This window comes from Kocuria rhizophila, assembly GCF_003667225.1.
Taxonomy (GTDB): Bacteria; Actinomycetota; Actinomycetes; order Actinomycetales; family Micrococcaceae; genus Kocuria; species Kocuria rhizophila.
The window spans coordinates 1-14,503 of sequence record NZ_RCOM01000066.1 but is presented as its reverse complement, the minus strand read 5'-3'; the positions used below and the strand labels follow the sequence as shown (position 1 = coordinate 14,503).

Sequence of the window (14,503 nt, the reverse complement as noted above, 5' to 3'; positions counted from 1 at the left end):
CCACTGCCATGACGTGCAGTTCGGCGGGAGGGTCGTGGGTCACGTGGGCACCCAGCGACGGATGATTGTCGTGGGTGACCACGACGTGCTGGTTGCGGGCACCGGCGGAGTGCTGGTCTCCCCCTCGCATCGAGGCCAGGGCCTTGGTGTGCAACTGCTCGCTGAAGCTCAGGACGCCGCCCGATCCACTGCGCCGGCCGACTACGGATACCTCGGTTGTCGAGAGGAGGTGGTCCCGTTCTACGAGTCGTGTGGGTACAAGCGCCTTGAGGTCACCGAGCGGTTCCGTTCCCGTGGCGGTTCCGGTCACACGGTGGAAGAAACAGGCGCCCCGGTGATGGTGTGTTCTGGAACGCGGGATGTGGACACCTGGCCCAATGGCCGTATCGATCTCCGAGGTCGCTGCTGGTGACTCCCTGCAGTGCTCCCGTGGGGCGACCGGTCCGCGTCACCCCGCCTTCCACACCATGACCCCGTCACACTCTCGCCCGGGGACCGCCAGGAACCCTTCGGACTCATAAAGGTCTCTCGCACGGTTGCCGTCCTCCACGGAGAGGCTGACGCGGTTGTGCCCGCGGGCGGCACTCTCCGCGAGAAGCCGTCGGAGCAGCCGACGCCCGTGCCCGGCACCCCGGCGCTCGGGGGCCACCCACAGACTGGCTTCTGGAACGTCAGCGGAAACGAACCCGTACCCGGGATTTTCCGTGCCCAGGAACTGCGCCCAAGCCACGCCGACGACGCTCGAAGGGTCCACCATGATGAAGCCGAAGTCTCCGCGCTCGGGTTCGAACTCCGTGTAGTGGACGATTGCGGGATCGGCAAGAACGTCCTCGCTGGAGAAGCGCTCTCCGCACCAGTTCATGTTGCCCAAGGTGGCCTCACGCAGAGCGTCGCCGTCCCGACTCGACAGAGGTCGGACCGGCGAGAGGTCTTGGTGGTTCATGGGACACTCCTTCAGGGATCGTGAGGCCCCATCGGTGAGGCACTTCTCGACGAGCCCAAGACCCGACCGTACCGCCCGGCCTCTCACTCGTAGCACGGAGAATCATCCATGGGAAAGACGCACAGCTTCTACCACCGGGCATGCGACGTTGCCGCCGGGGAGGACATCGTGGGTATCACCGTGGCGGAGGACGGACGGGTGGCACTGGAGTACGGCGAGTTCCCGGAGAACCTGCGGTGCAACTGGGCGGGGTTCCTCTACGACCTGTCGCTGACCCCCGCGATGCTCGATGACCTGTATCCGGGCCTGCGGGTCGTCTCGGCCCGTCTGCAGGAGGGATACGGGCACCTGGTCGTCTCGGACGGCACGTCGCAGCGTGAGTACCGGCGCGAGATCACCCCCGTGGAGCGCAGACATGTGGCTCTGGAGGTCATTCCCTTCGACCCGACTGTCGAGCCGCAGAGTGGCAGCCCCTACTGGGACGGCCTGACCCCCACGGGCTTCATGGAGGAGCTGCGAGGAAACTTCCCCCACGGAGAGCCCGATGGGAGGGGCCTCATGGCCGTGTGAAGGTGCGGTCCGCTGTCTTTGACTCTCACGCTGCGTGAGGCAGCACAGTTTTTTTCATGAGCACTCACAGCACCGCTTTCCACATCAGCCCCGTTCCCGCTCCGGCATGGGATGCCGTAGCCCCCGAGAACTTCCACGGGATCTACGGCATGCCGTCCTTCGTCACCGTCCCCACCTCGGACATGGCCGCATCCGTGGCGTTCTGGACCGGGGCGCTGGGGTTCTTCACCCTCTTCGAGATCCCAGGGCAGCTGGTACACCTCCGTCGTTGGGCTTTCCAGGACGTGCTCCTGGTTCCCGGCGCACCACCGCAGACGGGCACATCCTCCCCGGTGGTGAACTTCGCGTGCGTTCTGACCCAGATCAAACAGATCACCGCCGCGTGCAAGGGTGCCGACGGCGTCGTCGTGTCCGGCCCGCGGGACACCCCCTGGAACAGCCGCGAGGTGGAGGTGGTGACCCCTGAACGAATCCGGGTGGTCCTCACGGCGGCGAAACCGTACGACCCCACCACCCAGGAGGCCGCGAATCTGAGGGCGGCGGGCATCACTCCCCCGGCACACGACGTCGACCACAATGAGCCACATGACCGATGACCGGATGCTGTTGACCGTGGGGCAGGTCGCAGAGCGCCTCGGTGTCACCGTGCGGACGCTGCACCACTGGGACGCCGAGGGCTTGGCGTCCCCGTCCGAACGTTCCGGCACCGGGTACCGCCTCTACACCCAGGCAGACCTGGACCGCTTGGAACGCGTGGTGGTCTACCGGGAGCTGGGCTTTGGGCTCGACGCCGTCCGGGATCTTCTCGACGACCCGGCCGTGGACGTCGTGGCAGCCCTGCGCGAGCAGAACATGCAACTGGAGGCGCGAGTTCACGGGCTGCAGCAGCTCCACAAAAGCGTGCAGACCATGATCGAGGCGCAGGAACGGGGAACCGTCCTGGAACCCGGGCTTCAAGCCAAGGTCATGAGCGGGGATTGGAACCCCGAGTGGCCCGCCCAGGCTCGGGCCCGGTGGGGAGACACAGCCCAGTGGCGTCAGTACGCCGAACGGGCAGCTTCCCGAGATCCGGCCGAGTGGGCTGAGCTGACGCGCGCCACCGAGGATCTCGACCGCGATCTCGCCTGCGCGTTCCGCAAAGGCACCCTCCCGGGCGACCCCGATGCGAACGACCTCGTGGAGCGGCACCGCACGCTGTTCAGCCGGTACTTCCCCCTCACCCGGCAGATGCAGATCTGTCTGGGGCGGCTCTACGAGTCAGACCCCGGATTCGCTGCACACTACGAGGCATCGCACCCTGGGCTTTCGTCGTGGCTGCGGCGAGCCATCGACGCCGCTGCTCGCGCCCACGGGATCGACCCCGCCTCCGCCGCGTGGGAGTGAGAGCACACCTGTCTCCGTACGATCAGAGAGCCCGGTGGGGTCGGCCCGGCGGCGTGGTGTGTCAGGACAGGTTGCCTGCCCAGCGCACTTCCCCGTCCACCACGGTGTCGGTGGGTTCCATCCCCAGATGGCGGGCGATCCGCTGGGACGCCTCGTGCTCAGGGTGGATGTGAGCCAGGACCCGGGACACCCCCTTCCGCCGGAGTTCTTCGATCAGGAGGGCGGCTGCCCGAGCGGCGTAACCCCGGCCCTGCCAGGGGGCGCCGACGACCCAGGCGATCTCCGCAGGCGAGCCGTCCAGCGGAACGGTGGCCTGCACGTAGCCCACCGCCTGTTCCTCCGGCCCCACCACCACAATGCGGTTGAGCCACAGCTCGCTTCCGTCCGAAGAGTGGCCGCGGGTCTGCACGGCGTACTGCCTCCCCAGGCCCTCAACGCTCGGAGGCTCGCCGCCCGTGTACCGGTACAGCTCTGGATCGGCCAGGACTGCCGCCATCTCAGTGGCATCTGTCACGCGCAGGGGCCGGAGGGCAATTGAGGTCGTCATGGGTCGAATTTATGATCCCGGCAATCTCCAGGTGGCCTCTGAAGGGTTCATGACGTCGGCATCCCCAGTCGTGGGTGACCGCCACCAGTTCCCTCGGATATCTTCATTCGCATGGATGAATCCAGCGTGGGCGCTCTCATCGGCATCTTGATGTCCGCCGCGGTGCTGGGCTTCGTCTACGCGGTCATTCGAGCGGAGGCATCGGGACCTGTGGATCACAACGGGTTCATCGGCATCCACATCAAAGCCACCCATCGCAGCGATGAGGCGTGGCACGCCGGACATGCCGCGGCCCTGCCCGTCTCCCGCATCATTCTCCTGGTGGCCCTAGCCGTGGACCTGCTGCGCCTGGTCCTGCTGTTCTTCGGGCCCACATGGCTCGTCCCCTGGCTGGGAATAATCCCCTCGATCGTGCTGGTCCTGGGTTTGGTTCCCATAGTCCTCGCCGCCAAGAAAGGCGCCGACGCCGCACCTCCAGCGCCCGGCCCCTGATCACCCTCGCTTCCGGACCACCACGACGCCACCGACTGCCACTGGGCTGAGCCACGGCACGCAGCTCAGGATCGCGGGAAAGCAGCCGGGTGCGGGGGCAGCGTCGTCACCCCGGGAGATGCACCGGCGCGACGGGTCAGACCGCAATCAGCCAGTAGATCCCGCCCAGGAACACCACCCCATAGGCGGAGCCCGCCACCAGCTGCGCCCACGTGTGTGCGCCCAGCACGCGGCGGCTCACGCACACCGCGAGCGCCACCGGCACGAACAGCAGACCCCACGGCCCCCACGCGACGGGCAGGATCACGGCGGTGCCGCCCATCATCATCCCGTGCACCGAGATCTTCCACCACGGGCTGACCAAGGCCACCACCGCGCTGGCGGCGAGCGTGGCAGTCAGCAGGCCCGTGATCTCCACGGGCCCGTGGAACGCGAGAGTCACGCCGAGGAACGCCGCCACCAGAAGGAACGTCCCGATCATCACCGGACGCCGGTGCTCCTTGACGCTCACGTGGTGGTCGGTGAGAACACCCCGGCGCGACAGCACGGTGACGGTGGCCAGCGAGACCCCGCACACGGACAGCGCCACCGCCACGCCCCACGCGAGGAAGGCGAGGGTGCCGTGTGCGCTCCACGGGATGACGACCAGCAACGCCGCCAGCACGAGCGGGGCCTGGAACACCTCGGAGAGGACGACGGCCCAGGCGGGGTCCGCAGACGGAGAGCCGTCATCGCGCGCTGGCCCGGCGGCGTCGTGCGGAGGTGCGGCCGGCGGGATCGAGGGGCCGGACCGCGCTCGCCGGCTGGGAGCGCCGGGATCGTCAGACGGGGAGACGTCGGCAGGGTCCGGGCGCGGCGGCGTCGTCGGCCCGTCGTGGCTGCTCACGGGCGCAGATCAGAAATCGAGCGTCTCGTACGTCTCGTGCTCGTTGTTCGCCAGCGCGGGGATCGCCTGCCCCACGCCGAACTGCGCGAAGTGCTCGGAGCCCACGTGGGCCTTGAACGCGGCCTTGTCCTGGTAGACCTCGAAGATGCGGAACACCGCGGGCTCCTCCGGGCTCTGGTACGCCTGGTAGTAGAGATTGCCGGGCTCCTCGCGGGAGGCGGGCGAGAGCTCGGCAAGCGCGGCGCGCACGGTCGCCTCCTCGCCGGGCTTGGCGGTCCAGGTGGCGCTGCAGACGAAAGCCATGGGGTGTCCCTTCTCGACGACGACGCCGGACGGTCACCGGCCCGCTCATGCTATCGGCCCGCGGGTGGGCGCCGGTCAACCCCACCGTACGGCCCGGGGGACGCGCCCAAGTTCACCATCTTTTCAGGATCCTCCTCCCCTGCCCTCAGTATGGAGAGCATGATTCGCATCGAGCACCTCACCAAGCGCTACGGCGGATTCACCGCGGTGGACGACATCTCGTTCGTGGCACAGCCCGGCCGGGTCACCGGCTTCCTGGGGCCCAACGGCGCCGGGAAGTCCACGGCGCTGCGGATGCTCACCGGTCTCACCCCGGCCAGCTCGGGTGAGGCGCTCGTGCTGGGCCACCGCTACGCCGAGCTGCCCAACCCCAGCCGGCATGTGGGCGTGATGCTCGACGCCGCCGCACAGCATCCCGGTCGCACCGGCCGCGAGGTGCTGCAGCTCGCCGCCACCATCACGGGTGCGGGCAGGGCACGGGTGGACGAGATGCTGGAACTCGTGGGGCTGGAGCCCTCCGAGGCGTGCCGCCGTGTGAAGAACTACTCCCTGGGCATGCGTCAGCGCCTCGGTCTCGCGGGCGCGCTAATGGGCTCACCCCAGGTGCTTGTACTGGACGAACCCGCCAACGGCCTGGACCCCGCGGGCATCCGCTGGATGCGCGGTCTGCTCCGGGACTTCGCGGACCGGGGCGGCACCGTGCTGCTGAGTTCGCACCTGCTGCACGAGGTGGAGCAGGTCGCGGACGACCTCGTGATGATCGGCCACGGCCGGATCGTCGCCCAGGGCCGCATGACGGACCTGCTCGCCACCCGCCCCGGCTGCGTGGCCGACGCCGAGGACCAGGCGGCCTTCGCCACCGCGCTGAGCACCGCGGGCATCACCTTCTCCGGGCGCGCGGACGGTGCCGCCGAGATCGAGGCCGACGCCGCCCGCGTGGGTCGCGTAGCGCTCGACGCCGGTGTGCCCCTGACCCTGCTGCGCCCCGCGGACGGCACCCGGCTGGAGGACATGTTCCTGCAGCTCACCGCGGACACCGCCCGCGACGAGCAGGGGCGGGGCGGCACCCCACCCGGCGCGGCGGCGTCGTCCGGCGCCACACCGCCCGCGCAGCCGTCACCCGCCCAGGGAATGCCCGCCCGAGAGGAGCCCACCGCATGAGCACCGCAACCACCACCACGGCCCCCTGGGGCCATGCAGAACCGACGGGCCGCGGGCTGTCGTTCCTCACCCTGCTGCGCGTGGAGCTGCGCAAGCAGGTGGACACGCGCGCCGGGCGCGGTCTGCTGATCGCGATCGGCGTGCTCACCGCCCTCGCGCTGGGGCTCACCGTGTGGCTGACCCGTGAGGAGGGTGCGGACCTCGCCGGTCTGTTCGTCGTAACAATGACGCCGCAGGGGTTGCTGCTGCCCGTGCTGGGGATCATCACGGCGTGCAACGAGTGGAGCCAGCGCACCGCCCTGATCACGTTCACGCAGGAACCCCGCAGGATCCGGGTGGTGCTCGCCAAGCTGCTCGCAGCACTCGTCCTGGGGACGATCGCCTTCGCGGCGGCGTGGGTCCTGGCACTGCTCGCACACCTGATCTCTGCCGGGCTCTCCGGCAGCCCCGTGAGCATCGACCTCGATCCCGGGCAGCTGGCGGGCCAGTGGCTCACCCAGATGCTCGCCCTCCTGCAGGGTGTGGCATTCGGGCTGGCGCTGCTGTCCGTGCCGCTGGCCATCGTGGCCTACTTCGTCCTGCCCACCCTGTACTCGGCAGCCGCTCTGATGGTCCCTTCTCTGCAAGATCTCGGGGCGTGGGTGAACATGACCGCGGCCTCCACCCCGCTCATGGAGGGAGTGGACCTCACTGCCACAGAGTGGGGTCAGCTGGGAACGTCCTCGCTGCTGTGGATCGGGGTGCCGCTGCTGATCGGCATCTGGCGGGTGCTCACGCGCGAGGTGAAGTAGGCGCGCCGCTCGGCGTTCCTCTTCCGGACACGAGGGCCGGTCCCCACCCTGCCCTGGGTGAGGACCGGTCCTCTGTGCTGGGGCTGCCCGTTTCTCGAGGTCTCCCTGGACAGTCAGCGGCGCCTGGCGGGTTCCGCCCGTTCCAGGCGCACGACGGTGTCCGCGAGCTCGGCGACGTCCGCGTCGTCGTGCGTGATGACCACCGCGGTGCGCCCGGCCAGCACGCGTTTCAGCACCTGTCTCATGCGGGGCCGGGCCGCCACGTCCAGTGCGCTCATGGGCTCGTCCAGCAAGATCACGCGCGGATCCGCGGCCAGCACGCGCGCGATCGCGACCCGCTGCGCCTGCCCTCCCGAGAGCTCATCCGGGCGCCGCTGCACGAACTCCTCCGCGCCCACCTCCCGCAGCCATGCCCGGGCACGACGCCGCCCTTCCGCCCTCCCTGCCCCGCTCGCCCGCGGCCCGAACGCCACGTTGTCCAGCACGCTCAGGTGGGGGAACAGCAGGGGTTCCTGGGCCATGAGGGCCACTCCCCTACGGTGCGCGGGGACCCACACGGGCCGGTCTCCGGTGTCCGCCCGGACCACACACCGCTCCCCCACCTGGACCGCGCCGCGATCCGGTGCCACCAGGCCGGCGACCACGCCGAACACCGTGGACTTCCCCACCCCGTTGGGCCCGAGCAGCGCCACGGTGGTGCCCGGCTCCACGCTGAACTCGGCGGCCACACCTCGTGGTTCGTGAGTGACGTCCACCCGCAGCCCGATGGGGTGGTGGGACCCCTGCGCCGGACTGCCAGCTGAGACCGTGGGCGTGGCCGACGGCGCATCGTGGGTTTCCTGTTTCCGCGGCAGCGACGCGGACGGGGAACGCCCGCCCATGGACCGGAACTCCTCTGACGCGGTCGGATCGGGAGGCGCTTCCCCGCCCCCACCCGGGGCGGCGGCATCCGCACGCGACTCCGGATCGGCCTGACCGCCCGGTCCACCGGCGCCACCCCGCCCCACCCACCGGGTGAGGTTCGCGCGGAAGCCGGCGCCGCGGCGTCGTCGTGCGGGGGTGGTGAGGCTGACGACCAGCAGCGCGACCAGGACGAGGAGCAGGGAGAGGGCCACGGCGGCGTCGGGGTCGGTTTCGCGCTGCAGGTAGATCTCCAGCGGGAGCGTGCGCGTGACGCCCTCCAGGCTGCCCGCGAACGTGAGGGTGGCGCCGAACTCGCCCAGGCAGCGCGCGAAGGACAGCGCGGCGCCGGAGAGCACGGCGGGCAGGGGGACCGGCAAAGTCACGCGGAAGAGCGTGCGCGTGGGGGAGGCACCCAGGCCCGCGGCGATCTGCTCGTAGCGGGTGCCCGTGGTGCGCAGCGCGCCCTCCAGCGAAACCACCAGGAACGGCAGGGCCACGAACGTCTGCGCGAGCACCACCGCCGTGGTGGAGAACGCGATGTCCACGCCCAGTGCCGCGAGCGGCGCGCCCAGGAAGCCCGTGCGCCCGAACGTGTACAGCAGCGCAATGCCGCCCACCACCGGGGGCAGCACGAGCGGCAGCAGCACCAGCGAGCGGAACACGGTGAGGCCCCGGGCCGTGGAGCGCGCCAGCACCAGGGCCAGCGGACAGCCCAGGACCACGCACAGCGCGGTGGAGACCACTGCCGTGCGCAGGCTCAGCCACAGCGCGGCAAGCGACGACTCACTCGTGAGCAGCTCCCCCAGGTGCGCCCAGTCGATGCGCAGGAGCATCCCCACCAGGGGCAGCAGGATGAGCAGGGCACCTGCGGCCGCCGGGAGCAGCACCCACCGCGGGGTGGCGGAGAACCGGCACGTCACGGGGCGCCGAAGCCCGCGTCCCGCAGCACCTTCTGCCCTTGCTCACCCGTGACGAGGTCCACGAACTGCGCGGCAAGCTCCGGCTGCTCGGAGTCCTTCAGGGCCACGATCGGGTACCTGTTGATCGCCTCGTCCGTCTTGGGGATCTCGATGGTGGTGACCTTGTCCCCGGCCGCCTTCGCATCCGTGACGTACACGATCCCGGCGTCCGCCTGACCGCTGGTGACCTTGCCGAGCACGTCCGTCACGGCGTTCTCCTGGCTCACGGGCGTGAGCTCCACACCGTTGGCCTTCTCCACCTTCTGGGTGGCGGCACCGCACGGCACCTCGGGCGCGCACGTGACGAGCTTGACCTTCTTGTTCAGCACGTTCTGCACGCTCGTGATCCCCGCCGGGTTGTCCTTGGGCACCACGAGGGTCAGCACGTTGGTCGCGAAGATCTTCGGCTCCCCCTGGGCGAGGTCCGCGTCCGTCAGCTTCTTCATGTTCTTCTGGTCCGCGGAGGCGAACACGTCCGCGGGTGCGCCCTCGGTGAGCTGCTGCACGAGCCCCGAGGACCCGCCGTAGTTCACGTTCACGTCCACGCCGGGGTGGTCCCTCTCGAACTCCTCCGCCAGCTGGTCGAAGGACTGGGTCAGGGAGGCCGCCGCGGACACCCGCAGGGTCTTGTCCCCGCCCCCGGCCTCCGAGGACGACGCCGCTGCATTGCTTCCCCCGCTCTGCCCACCGCAGCCGGTGAGCACCAGGGTGCCCAGACCCACAGCGGCCACGAGGGCGGTGAGGCGGCGTTTACCCGCGGTGCCCGGTGTCTTCTGCTCTGCGCACGCCATCATTTGCGCCCCTCCGTCTCCACGATGACCGCCGTGGACTTCACCACGGCCGTGGCCACGGAACCGAGTGCGAGCCCGAGGTCCTCCACCGCCTCCGTGCTCATGAGCGACACGATGCGGTGCGGACCGCACTGCAGCTCCACCTGGGACATCACGGGGTCGGACTTCACCGCGGTCACCAGCCCCACCAGCCGGTTGCGGGCCGAGCTGCTCACGCGCGCGGGATCCTCGGGGCTCACCGCGGTGCGACGCGCCAGCTCGGCGAGGTCCGCACCGTCCACCACCAGGTGCCCCGTGCCGTCCTTCTGCCCGGGAAGGGCACCCTGGTCGATCCACCGCCGGACGGTGTCGTCGCTGACACCCATGAACGAGGCGGCCTGAGCCACACGGAGAAAGGTCATGAGCGCATGTTATCCGCAGATGCGGGCCCCCGGGGCAGAAGGACCCGCAGATGCGGACCCAGATGGTGCCGCGCCGGTGGACAGCTGGCCGCTGGTGCTGCCTAGTGGAGTAAAAGCAGATCCGCAGCCGCATTTCTGCGTTTGCTCCGCTAATGCAGACCGCCCCGGGGCGCGCAGGCCACCCCAGGAGCACCCCCCGGGGGAACGACGACGCCGCTCCCCACCTTCCGGGGAGCGGCGTCGTCTGCGCGTGCCCTGTCAGCACATCATCTGCGCCACAGGACGGAGCCGGGGCTCACTCGTGGGAGAAGTTCGGCTTCCGCTTCTCCGTGAAGGCCGCCATGCCCTCCTTCTGGTCCGCGGTGGAGAACAGCCCGTGGAACACGCGGCGCTCGTACTGCAGTCCCGCGGCCAGGGTGGTCTCGTACGCGGTGTTGACGGTCTCCACGGCGTGCTGGGCCACCGGCTTGGACATGGAACCGATCTTCGCGGCAACCTCCAGCGCGGTGTCCATGAGGGAGTCGGCGGGGACCACACGGGAAACGAGTCCGGAGCGCTCGGCCTCCTCGGCGTCCATCTGGCGGCCGGTGAGGATGAGGTCCATCGCCTTGGCCTTGCCCACTGCGCGGGTCAGCCGCTGGGTGCCGCCCATGCCCGGGATGACGCCCAGAGTGATCTCCGGCTGCCCGAACTTGGCGGTGTCCGCGGCGATGATCATGTCGCACATCATGGCCGCCTCGCAGCCACCGCCCAGGGCGTAGCCCGCGACCGCCGCGATCTTCGGCGTGCGCAGCCGGGCGAAGGTGTCCCACGCGGAGAAGAAGTCCTCGCGGTACATGTCCGAACCGGTCTTGGAACCCATCTCCTTGATGTCGGCGCCCGCGGCGAACGCCTTCTCGGAGCCGGTCAGGACGATCGCACCGATCTCCGGATCGCGGTCCAGGTCGGTGGCGGCCGCCACGAGCTCGGTCATGGTCTGCACGTTCAGCGCGTTCAGCGCCTTGGGACGGTTCAGCGTGATCACGCCCACGCGTCCCTCGCGGCGGACCAGGATGGTTTCGTAGGTGTTCTCAGTCATGTGGCCAGCATCTCACGACGCCGCCGCGCCCCGCCTCACACGCACGGGTGACGGTCCGCCACCGCATTCGGCCCGGAACGCTGCCCCTCTGTTGACACGACAGATGCCGCACATGATGCGCCCCTGCCATCCTGGCCAGGTGCGGGGTGACGGTGAGGGACTCGCCGAGGCGACCCAGCGGCGTCGTGGACCGGGGGTCCGTCACACCCCTGAAACACGCGGTCGCTAGCATGGCGGCATGCGTGAATTGCAGGCACAGATCATCGCCGAGCTCGGGGTGGCCCCGCGGATCGACCCGGAGACGGAGGCGGCGCGGCGCGTCGACTTCCTGTGCGACTACCTCCGGGCGACGCACACCAGGGGCTTCGTGCTGGGCATCAGCGGCGGCGTGGACTCCACGCTCGCGGGGCGGCTCGCGCAGCTGGCCGTGGAGAAGCTGCGCGAGGACGAGATCCCCGCCGAGTTCGTGGCCATGCGCCTGCCCTACCGCACCCAGCAGGACGAGGACGACGCGCAGGCCGCGCTCGCCTTCATCGAGCCGGACCGGGTGGTCACGTACGACGTCGCTCCGGCCGTCGACGGGTTCGAGGCCGCCTACGCCGCGGCCACCGGCGAGCAGCTCACCGACTTCACGCGCGGCAACACCAAGGCCCGCGTGCGCATGACCGCGCAGTACGCGGTGGGCGGGGACCACAACCTGCTGGTGATCGGCACGGACCACGCGGCAGAGTCCATCACCGGGTTCTTCACCAAGTTCGGGGACGGCGGAGCGGACCTCCTACCGCTGGCCGGGCTGGACAAGCGGCAGAACCGGCAGCTGCTGGAGTACCTGGGGGCCTCGGAGCGGCTGGTCGGGAAGGTCCCCACCGCGGACCTGCTCAACGACAACCCCGGGCGCACGGACGAGGACGAGCTGGGCCTCACGTACGAGGACATCGACGACTACCTCGAGGGCAAGGACGTCCCCGTGGAGGTCGCGGAGAAGCTGGAGCAGATCTTCCTGCGTTCCCGCCACAAGCGCACCGTGCCGGTCACGCCGGCGGACGGGTGGTGGCGGGAGGAGCACCCCGCTCGTGCCGGAGCAGGTCTTCCCCGGGGAAGCGAATCGCCGGAACCCCCCAATAGCAAGTACGCTGATTGATGAGTCATCAATAGATGACGTTCCCCAGTAAAGGAGAACCCGCTATGCGTAAGACCGCAGCTGCTGCCGCTCTGTCCCTGGCCATTCTGTCCGGCGTGTCCGCCCCGGCCATGGCCGCCACGGAGAGCCCCGCTCCCGCCTCCACCCAGCAGGAGGACGAAGGCCACGGCAACGCCGGCCTGTGGGGCCTGCTCGGTCTCGCCGGCCTGGGTGGCCTGCTGAAGAAGAACAAGACCGTTCCGGTGGAGCGCAACCACAACGTGGGCACCACCGACCGCACCCACAACGTTGGGACCACCGACCGCACGCACACCGCGGGTTCCACGGACCGCACCCCCAACGCGGGCAACACCAATGGGGACGGCACCGACCGCACCGGTCGCTGACCATCACTCCGCTTGGCAGTTCCCCAGATCCGGGACTGCGGCCAGGGGCTCACTCGTTCACGAGTGGGCCCCTGCGCCGTCCTCGGCTCCGGCGCCCGGCGCGGTTCCACCTCCACGCGGCCCGTGCGAGCGGCAGGGGGCGGTGGGTCACCCCGGGGCGGGGACGAGCGAGAACCCCGCGCCGGGGAGTCGCCGGGCGCCGGGGTCAGGACACGGTCTGCGCAGCGGTGGCTTCACGGCTGCGCCGATAGCCGTGATTGCGAGCCGCCAGCAGCAGCCCGGCCAGCACCGCTGCCAGCACCGAGGCGGTCAGCACGGCCACCTTGGCCTGGTCCCCGGCGGCCGCGGACGGGTCGAAGCTGAGCTCCGCGATCAGCAGGGACACCGTGAACCCGATCCCGGCCAGCAGCGCGATCCCCACCAGGTCGATCCACTTGTAGGACGGGTCCAGCTTCCGCCCGGTGAGCACGGTGGTGAGCCACGTGGCGGCAATGATGCCCAGCGGCTTGCCCAGGACGAGGCCCGCGATGATGCCGAGCGTGACGGGGGCGGCGAGCGCCGTCGTCAATCCGTCCCAGCCGCCCACCGCGACGCCCGCGGAGAAGAACGCGAAGACCGGCACCGCGAACCCGGCGGAGAGGGGCCGCACGCGGTGCTCCAGGTGCTCGGCGAGCTCCACGGGCTGCCCGGAGGCCTTAGCGCCCATGACGGGAACGGCGAAGCCGAGCAGCACGCCCGCGACCGTGGCGTGGATCCCGGCCTCGTGGACCAGGGCCCACGTGATCACGGCCAGCGGCACCAGGATCACCCACGCGGCCCACGTGCGGTGCGCAAAGAAGCGGGGGAAGCGGTGCGCCAGGGACCCGAACACGGCCATCGGAACGAGTGCGAGGAGCAGCGGGAGCGCGTGCACCTCGTCGGTGTAGAAGATCGCGATGATCGTGATGGCCAGCAGGTCGTCCACCACCGCCAGGGTCAGCAGGAACAGGCGGAGCGCGCTGGGCAGGTGCGAGCCCACGATCGCCAGCACCGCCACGGCGAACGCGATGTCCGTGGCGGTGGGGATCGCCCAGCCGCCCAGGGTCTCGGGGTTCGTCAGGTTCACCGCCGCGTAGATCAGCGCGGGTACGACGACGCCGCCCACGGCCGCCGCGATCGGCACCGCCGCTTTGCTGAGGTCCCGCAGATCACCCGCGACGAACTCGCGTTTGAGCTCCAGGCCCACGAGGAAGAAGAATACGGCGAGCAGCCCGTCCGCGGCCCAGGTGCCGAGGCTGAGCTTCAGGTGCCACGGCTCGTAGCCGACCTCGAGGTCACGGAGGGCGAAGTAGCTCTCCGCAAAGGGCGAGTTGGCCCAGACGAGGGCGATGACAGCGGCAACCACGAGGAGGATGCCGGCCACGGTCTCGCAGCGCAGGACGTCCTGGAGCCGGGAGAGGACGCCACCCGAGGGGTGGTCGGGCTCGCACGGAGGCTCAGGATGGTTGAAGAAACCGGGCTCCGAAACGAAGCCGGAGGATTCTTCCTGCGCCACGGGCTCCGGTGATCCGGGCTCACGGTGGGCAGGGGTGGTCGTGTGGTGCAGGGGCATGGAGTACTCCAATGTCGACGGGCATCACGCTCATTACCGCCGACCAGACTTCCCGGCACACCAGCCATCAAGGGTAGCAGGGTGCATTTGGGCGGCGCACCCGGGGCGGCTGCCATGAGGCTGAGCGGCTCCGTCTACACTGACCACCAGTGACACGGGGTGCCGCCACCCTCCCTC

At 69.9% G+C, this 14,503-nt stretch carries 18 protein-coding genes; 9 read left to right on the top strand and 9 right to left on the bottom strand.

The features are described from left to right. Positions 1–13: 13 nt before the first annotated feature. Positions 14–412 carry a GNAT family N-acetyltransferase gene (locus tag D9R02_RS12375; protein WP_121566789.1) on the top strand — a complete coding sequence of 133 codons (399 nt, stop codon included), beginning with the start codon at positions 14–16 and terminating at the stop codon, positions 410–412. Positions 413–448: 36 nt separating this feature from the next. Here the strand turns inward: D9R02_RS12375 and D9R02_RS09090 are convergent, their stop codons facing one another. Further along, positions 449–943 (bottom strand): GNAT family N-acetyltransferase, encoded by a 495-nt coding sequence (locus D9R02_RS09090; RefSeq protein ID WP_102613938.1) that lies wholly within the window; start codon positions 941–943, stop codon positions 449–451. Between the two features lie 108 nt (positions 944–1,051). Here D9R02_RS09090 and D9R02_RS09085 point away from each other — a divergent pair, with 108 nt between their 5' ends. The 3 genes from D9R02_RS09085 to D9R02_RS09075 are packed head-to-tail and all read left to right on the top strand — an operon-like array spanning position 1,052 to position 2,896. Beyond that, a complete protein-coding gene (locus D9R02_RS09085) occupies positions 1,052–1,513 on the top strand; it encodes a hypothetical protein (protein ID WP_121566788.1) in 462 nt (153 codons plus the stop codon). Between the two features lie 56 nt (positions 1,514–1,569). Further along, positions 1,570–2,109 carry a VOC family protein gene (locus D9R02_RS09080; RefSeq protein WP_047978377.1) on the top strand — a complete coding sequence of 180 codons (540 nt, stop codon included), beginning with the start codon at positions 1,570–1,572 and terminating at the stop codon, positions 2,107–2,109. Beyond that, complete coding sequence (locus tag D9R02_RS09075; protein ID WP_199717483.1) at positions 2,099–2,896, top strand: MerR family transcriptional regulator; 798 nt, start codon at positions 2,099–2,101, stop codon at positions 2,894–2,896. The genes D9R02_RS09080 and D9R02_RS09075 overlap by 11 nt, the downstream gene beginning before the upstream one ends. A 61-nt stretch (positions 2,897–2,957) precedes the next feature. On the opposite strand, the gene D9R02_RS09070 is transcribed toward D9R02_RS09075, so the two are convergent. Continuing rightward, positions 2,958–3,443, bottom strand: coding sequence for a GNAT family N-acetyltransferase (locus D9R02_RS09070; protein WP_102613936.1), 486 nt, complete (start codon positions 3,441–3,443; stop codon positions 2,958–2,960). Between the two features lie 111 nt (positions 3,444–3,554). Here D9R02_RS09070 and D9R02_RS09065 point away from each other — a divergent pair, with 111 nt between their 5' ends. Further along, on the top strand, positions 3,555–3,935 hold the full coding sequence (locus D9R02_RS09065) for an SdpI family protein (RefSeq protein ID WP_102613935.1): 381 nt from the start codon (positions 3,555–3,557) through the stop codon (positions 3,933–3,935). 136 nt (positions 3,936–4,071) lie between these two features. On the opposite strand, the gene D9R02_RS09060 is transcribed toward D9R02_RS09065, so the two are convergent. Together D9R02_RS09060 and D9R02_RS09055 are read right to left on the bottom strand one after the other, a co-directional pair. Next, a complete protein-coding gene (locus D9R02_RS09060) occupies positions 4,072–4,617 on the bottom strand; it encodes a hypothetical protein (RefSeq protein WP_223246173.1) in 546 nt (181 codons plus the stop codon). Positions 4,618–4,830: 213 nt separating this feature from the next. Next, positions 4,831–5,124, bottom strand: coding sequence for a putative quinol monooxygenase (locus tag D9R02_RS09055; RefSeq protein WP_039102306.1), 294 nt, complete (start codon positions 5,122–5,124; stop codon positions 4,831–4,833). A gap of 159 nt (positions 5,125–5,283) precedes the next feature. On the opposite strand from D9R02_RS09055, the gene D9R02_RS09050 reads away from it, so the two are divergent. Then, positions 5,284–6,285: an ABC transporter ATP-binding protein gene (locus D9R02_RS09050; RefSeq protein ID WP_102613948.1), complete on the top strand. Its 1,002-nt coding sequence runs from the start codon at positions 5,284–5,286 to the stop codon at positions 6,283–6,285. Continuing rightward, positions 6,282–7,076 (top strand): hypothetical protein, encoded by a 795-nt coding sequence (locus tag D9R02_RS09045; RefSeq protein WP_121241477.1) that lies wholly within the window; start codon positions 6,282–6,284, stop codon positions 7,074–7,076. Before D9R02_RS09050 ends, D9R02_RS09045 begins: the two co-directional genes overlap by 4 nt. Positions 7,077–7,189: 113 nt before the next feature. Here D9R02_RS09045 and D9R02_RS09040 read toward each other — a convergent pair whose 3' ends face one another. The 4 genes from D9R02_RS09040 to D9R02_RS09025 form a co-directional block, all read right to left on the bottom strand. Continuing rightward, positions 7,190–8,899 (bottom strand): ABC transporter permease, encoded by a 1,710-nt coding sequence (locus tag D9R02_RS09040; protein ID WP_121566787.1) that lies wholly within the window; start codon positions 8,897–8,899, stop codon positions 7,190–7,192. Beyond that, the gene (modA, locus tag D9R02_RS09035) at positions 8,896–9,732 is read right to left on the bottom strand and encodes a molybdate ABC transporter substrate-binding protein (RefSeq protein WP_121241481.1); all 837 of its coding nucleotides are present in this window, start codon (positions 9,730–9,732) and stop codon (positions 8,896–8,898) included. The genes D9R02_RS09040 and modA overlap by 4 nt, the downstream gene beginning before the upstream one ends. Continuing rightward, positions 9,729–10,130 carry a TOBE domain-containing protein gene (locus tag D9R02_RS09030; protein ID WP_039102303.1) on the bottom strand — a complete coding sequence of 134 codons (402 nt, stop codon included), beginning with the start codon at positions 10,128–10,130 and terminating at the stop codon, positions 9,729–9,731. The genes modA and D9R02_RS09030 overlap by 4 nt, the downstream gene beginning before the upstream one ends. Before the next feature lie 295 nt (positions 10,131–10,425). Continuing rightward, entirely contained in the window at positions 10,426–11,208 is a 783-nt protein-coding gene (locus D9R02_RS09025) for an enoyl-CoA hydratase (RefSeq protein ID WP_121241483.1), read from the bottom strand. Positions 11,209–11,446: 238 nt separating this feature from the next. On the opposite strand from D9R02_RS09025, the gene nadE reads away from it, so the two are divergent. Then, a complete protein-coding gene (nadE, locus tag D9R02_RS09020) occupies positions 11,447–12,349 on the top strand; it encodes an NAD(+) synthase (RefSeq protein ID WP_070637092.1) in 903 nt (300 codons plus the stop codon). Between the two features lie 44 nt (positions 12,350–12,393). Then, on the top strand, positions 12,394–12,735 hold the full coding sequence (locus tag D9R02_RS12095; protein ID WP_183085979.1) for a hypothetical protein: 342 nt from the start codon (positions 12,394–12,396) through the stop codon (positions 12,733–12,735). Positions 12,736–12,940: 205 nt separating this feature from the next. Here the strand turns inward: D9R02_RS12095 and nhaA are convergent, their stop codons facing one another. Beyond that, positions 12,941–14,326 (bottom strand): Na+/H+ antiporter NhaA, encoded by a 1,386-nt coding sequence (gene nhaA, locus D9R02_RS09010; protein ID WP_121566790.1) that lies wholly within the window; start codon positions 14,324–14,326, stop codon positions 12,941–12,943. Positions 14,327–14,503: the final 177 nt, after the last annotated feature.

Excerpts from the sequence above, each read along its gene's own strand:
- D9R02_RS09075 (WP_199717483.1), top strand. The coding sequence starts at position 2,099 with ATGACCGATGACCGGATGCTGTTGACCGTGGGGCAGGTCGCAGAGCGC.
- D9R02_RS09070 (WP_102613936.1), bottom strand. The coding sequence starts at position 3,443 with ATGACGACCTCAATTGCCCTCCGGCCCCTGCGCGTGACAGATGCCACT.
- D9R02_RS09080 (WP_047978377.1), top strand. The coding sequence starts at position 1,570 with ATGAGCACTCACAGCACCGCTTTCCACATCAGCCCCGTTCCCGCTCCG.
- D9R02_RS12095 (WP_183085979.1), top strand. The coding sequence starts at position 12,394 with ATGCGTAAGACCGCAGCTGCTGCCGCTCTGTCCCTGGCCATTCTGTCC.
- D9R02_RS09050 (WP_102613948.1), top strand. The coding sequence starts at position 5,284 with ATGATTCGCATCGAGCACCTCACCAAGCGCTACGGCGGATTCACCGCG.
- D9R02_RS09025 (WP_121241483.1), bottom strand. The coding sequence starts at position 11,208 with ATGACTGAGAACACCTACGAAACCATCCTGGTCCGCCGCGAGGGACGC.
- D9R02_RS09030 (WP_039102303.1), bottom strand. The coding sequence starts at position 10,130 with ATGACCTTTCTCCGTGTGGCTCAGGCCGCCTCGTTCATGGGTGTCAGC.
- D9R02_RS09090 (WP_102613938.1), bottom strand. The coding sequence starts at position 943 with ATGAACCACCAAGACCTCTCGCCGGTCCGACCTCTGTCGAGTCGGGAC.
- D9R02_RS09045 (WP_121241477.1), top strand. The coding sequence starts at position 6,282 with ATGAGCACCGCAACCACCACCACGGCCCCCTGGGGCCATGCAGAACCG.
- nhaA (WP_121566790.1), bottom strand. The coding sequence starts at position 14,326 with ATGCCCCTGCACCACACGACCACCCCTGCCCACCGTGAGCCCGGATCA.
- D9R02_RS09055 (WP_039102306.1), bottom strand. The coding sequence starts at position 5,124 with ATGGCTTTCGTCTGCAGCGCCACCTGGACCGCCAAGCCCGGCGAGGAG.
- nadE (WP_070637092.1), top strand. The coding sequence starts at position 11,447 with ATGCGTGAATTGCAGGCACAGATCATCGCCGAGCTCGGGGTGGCCCCG.
- D9R02_RS09065 (WP_102613935.1), top strand. The coding sequence starts at position 3,555 with ATGGATGAATCCAGCGTGGGCGCTCTCATCGGCATCTTGATGTCCGCC.
- modA (WP_121241481.1), bottom strand. The coding sequence starts at position 9,732 with ATGATGGCGTGCGCAGAGCAGAAGACACCGGGCACCGCGGGTAAACGC.
- D9R02_RS09085 (WP_121566788.1), top strand. The coding sequence starts at position 1,052 with ATGGGAAAGACGCACAGCTTCTACCACCGGGCATGCGACGTTGCCGCC.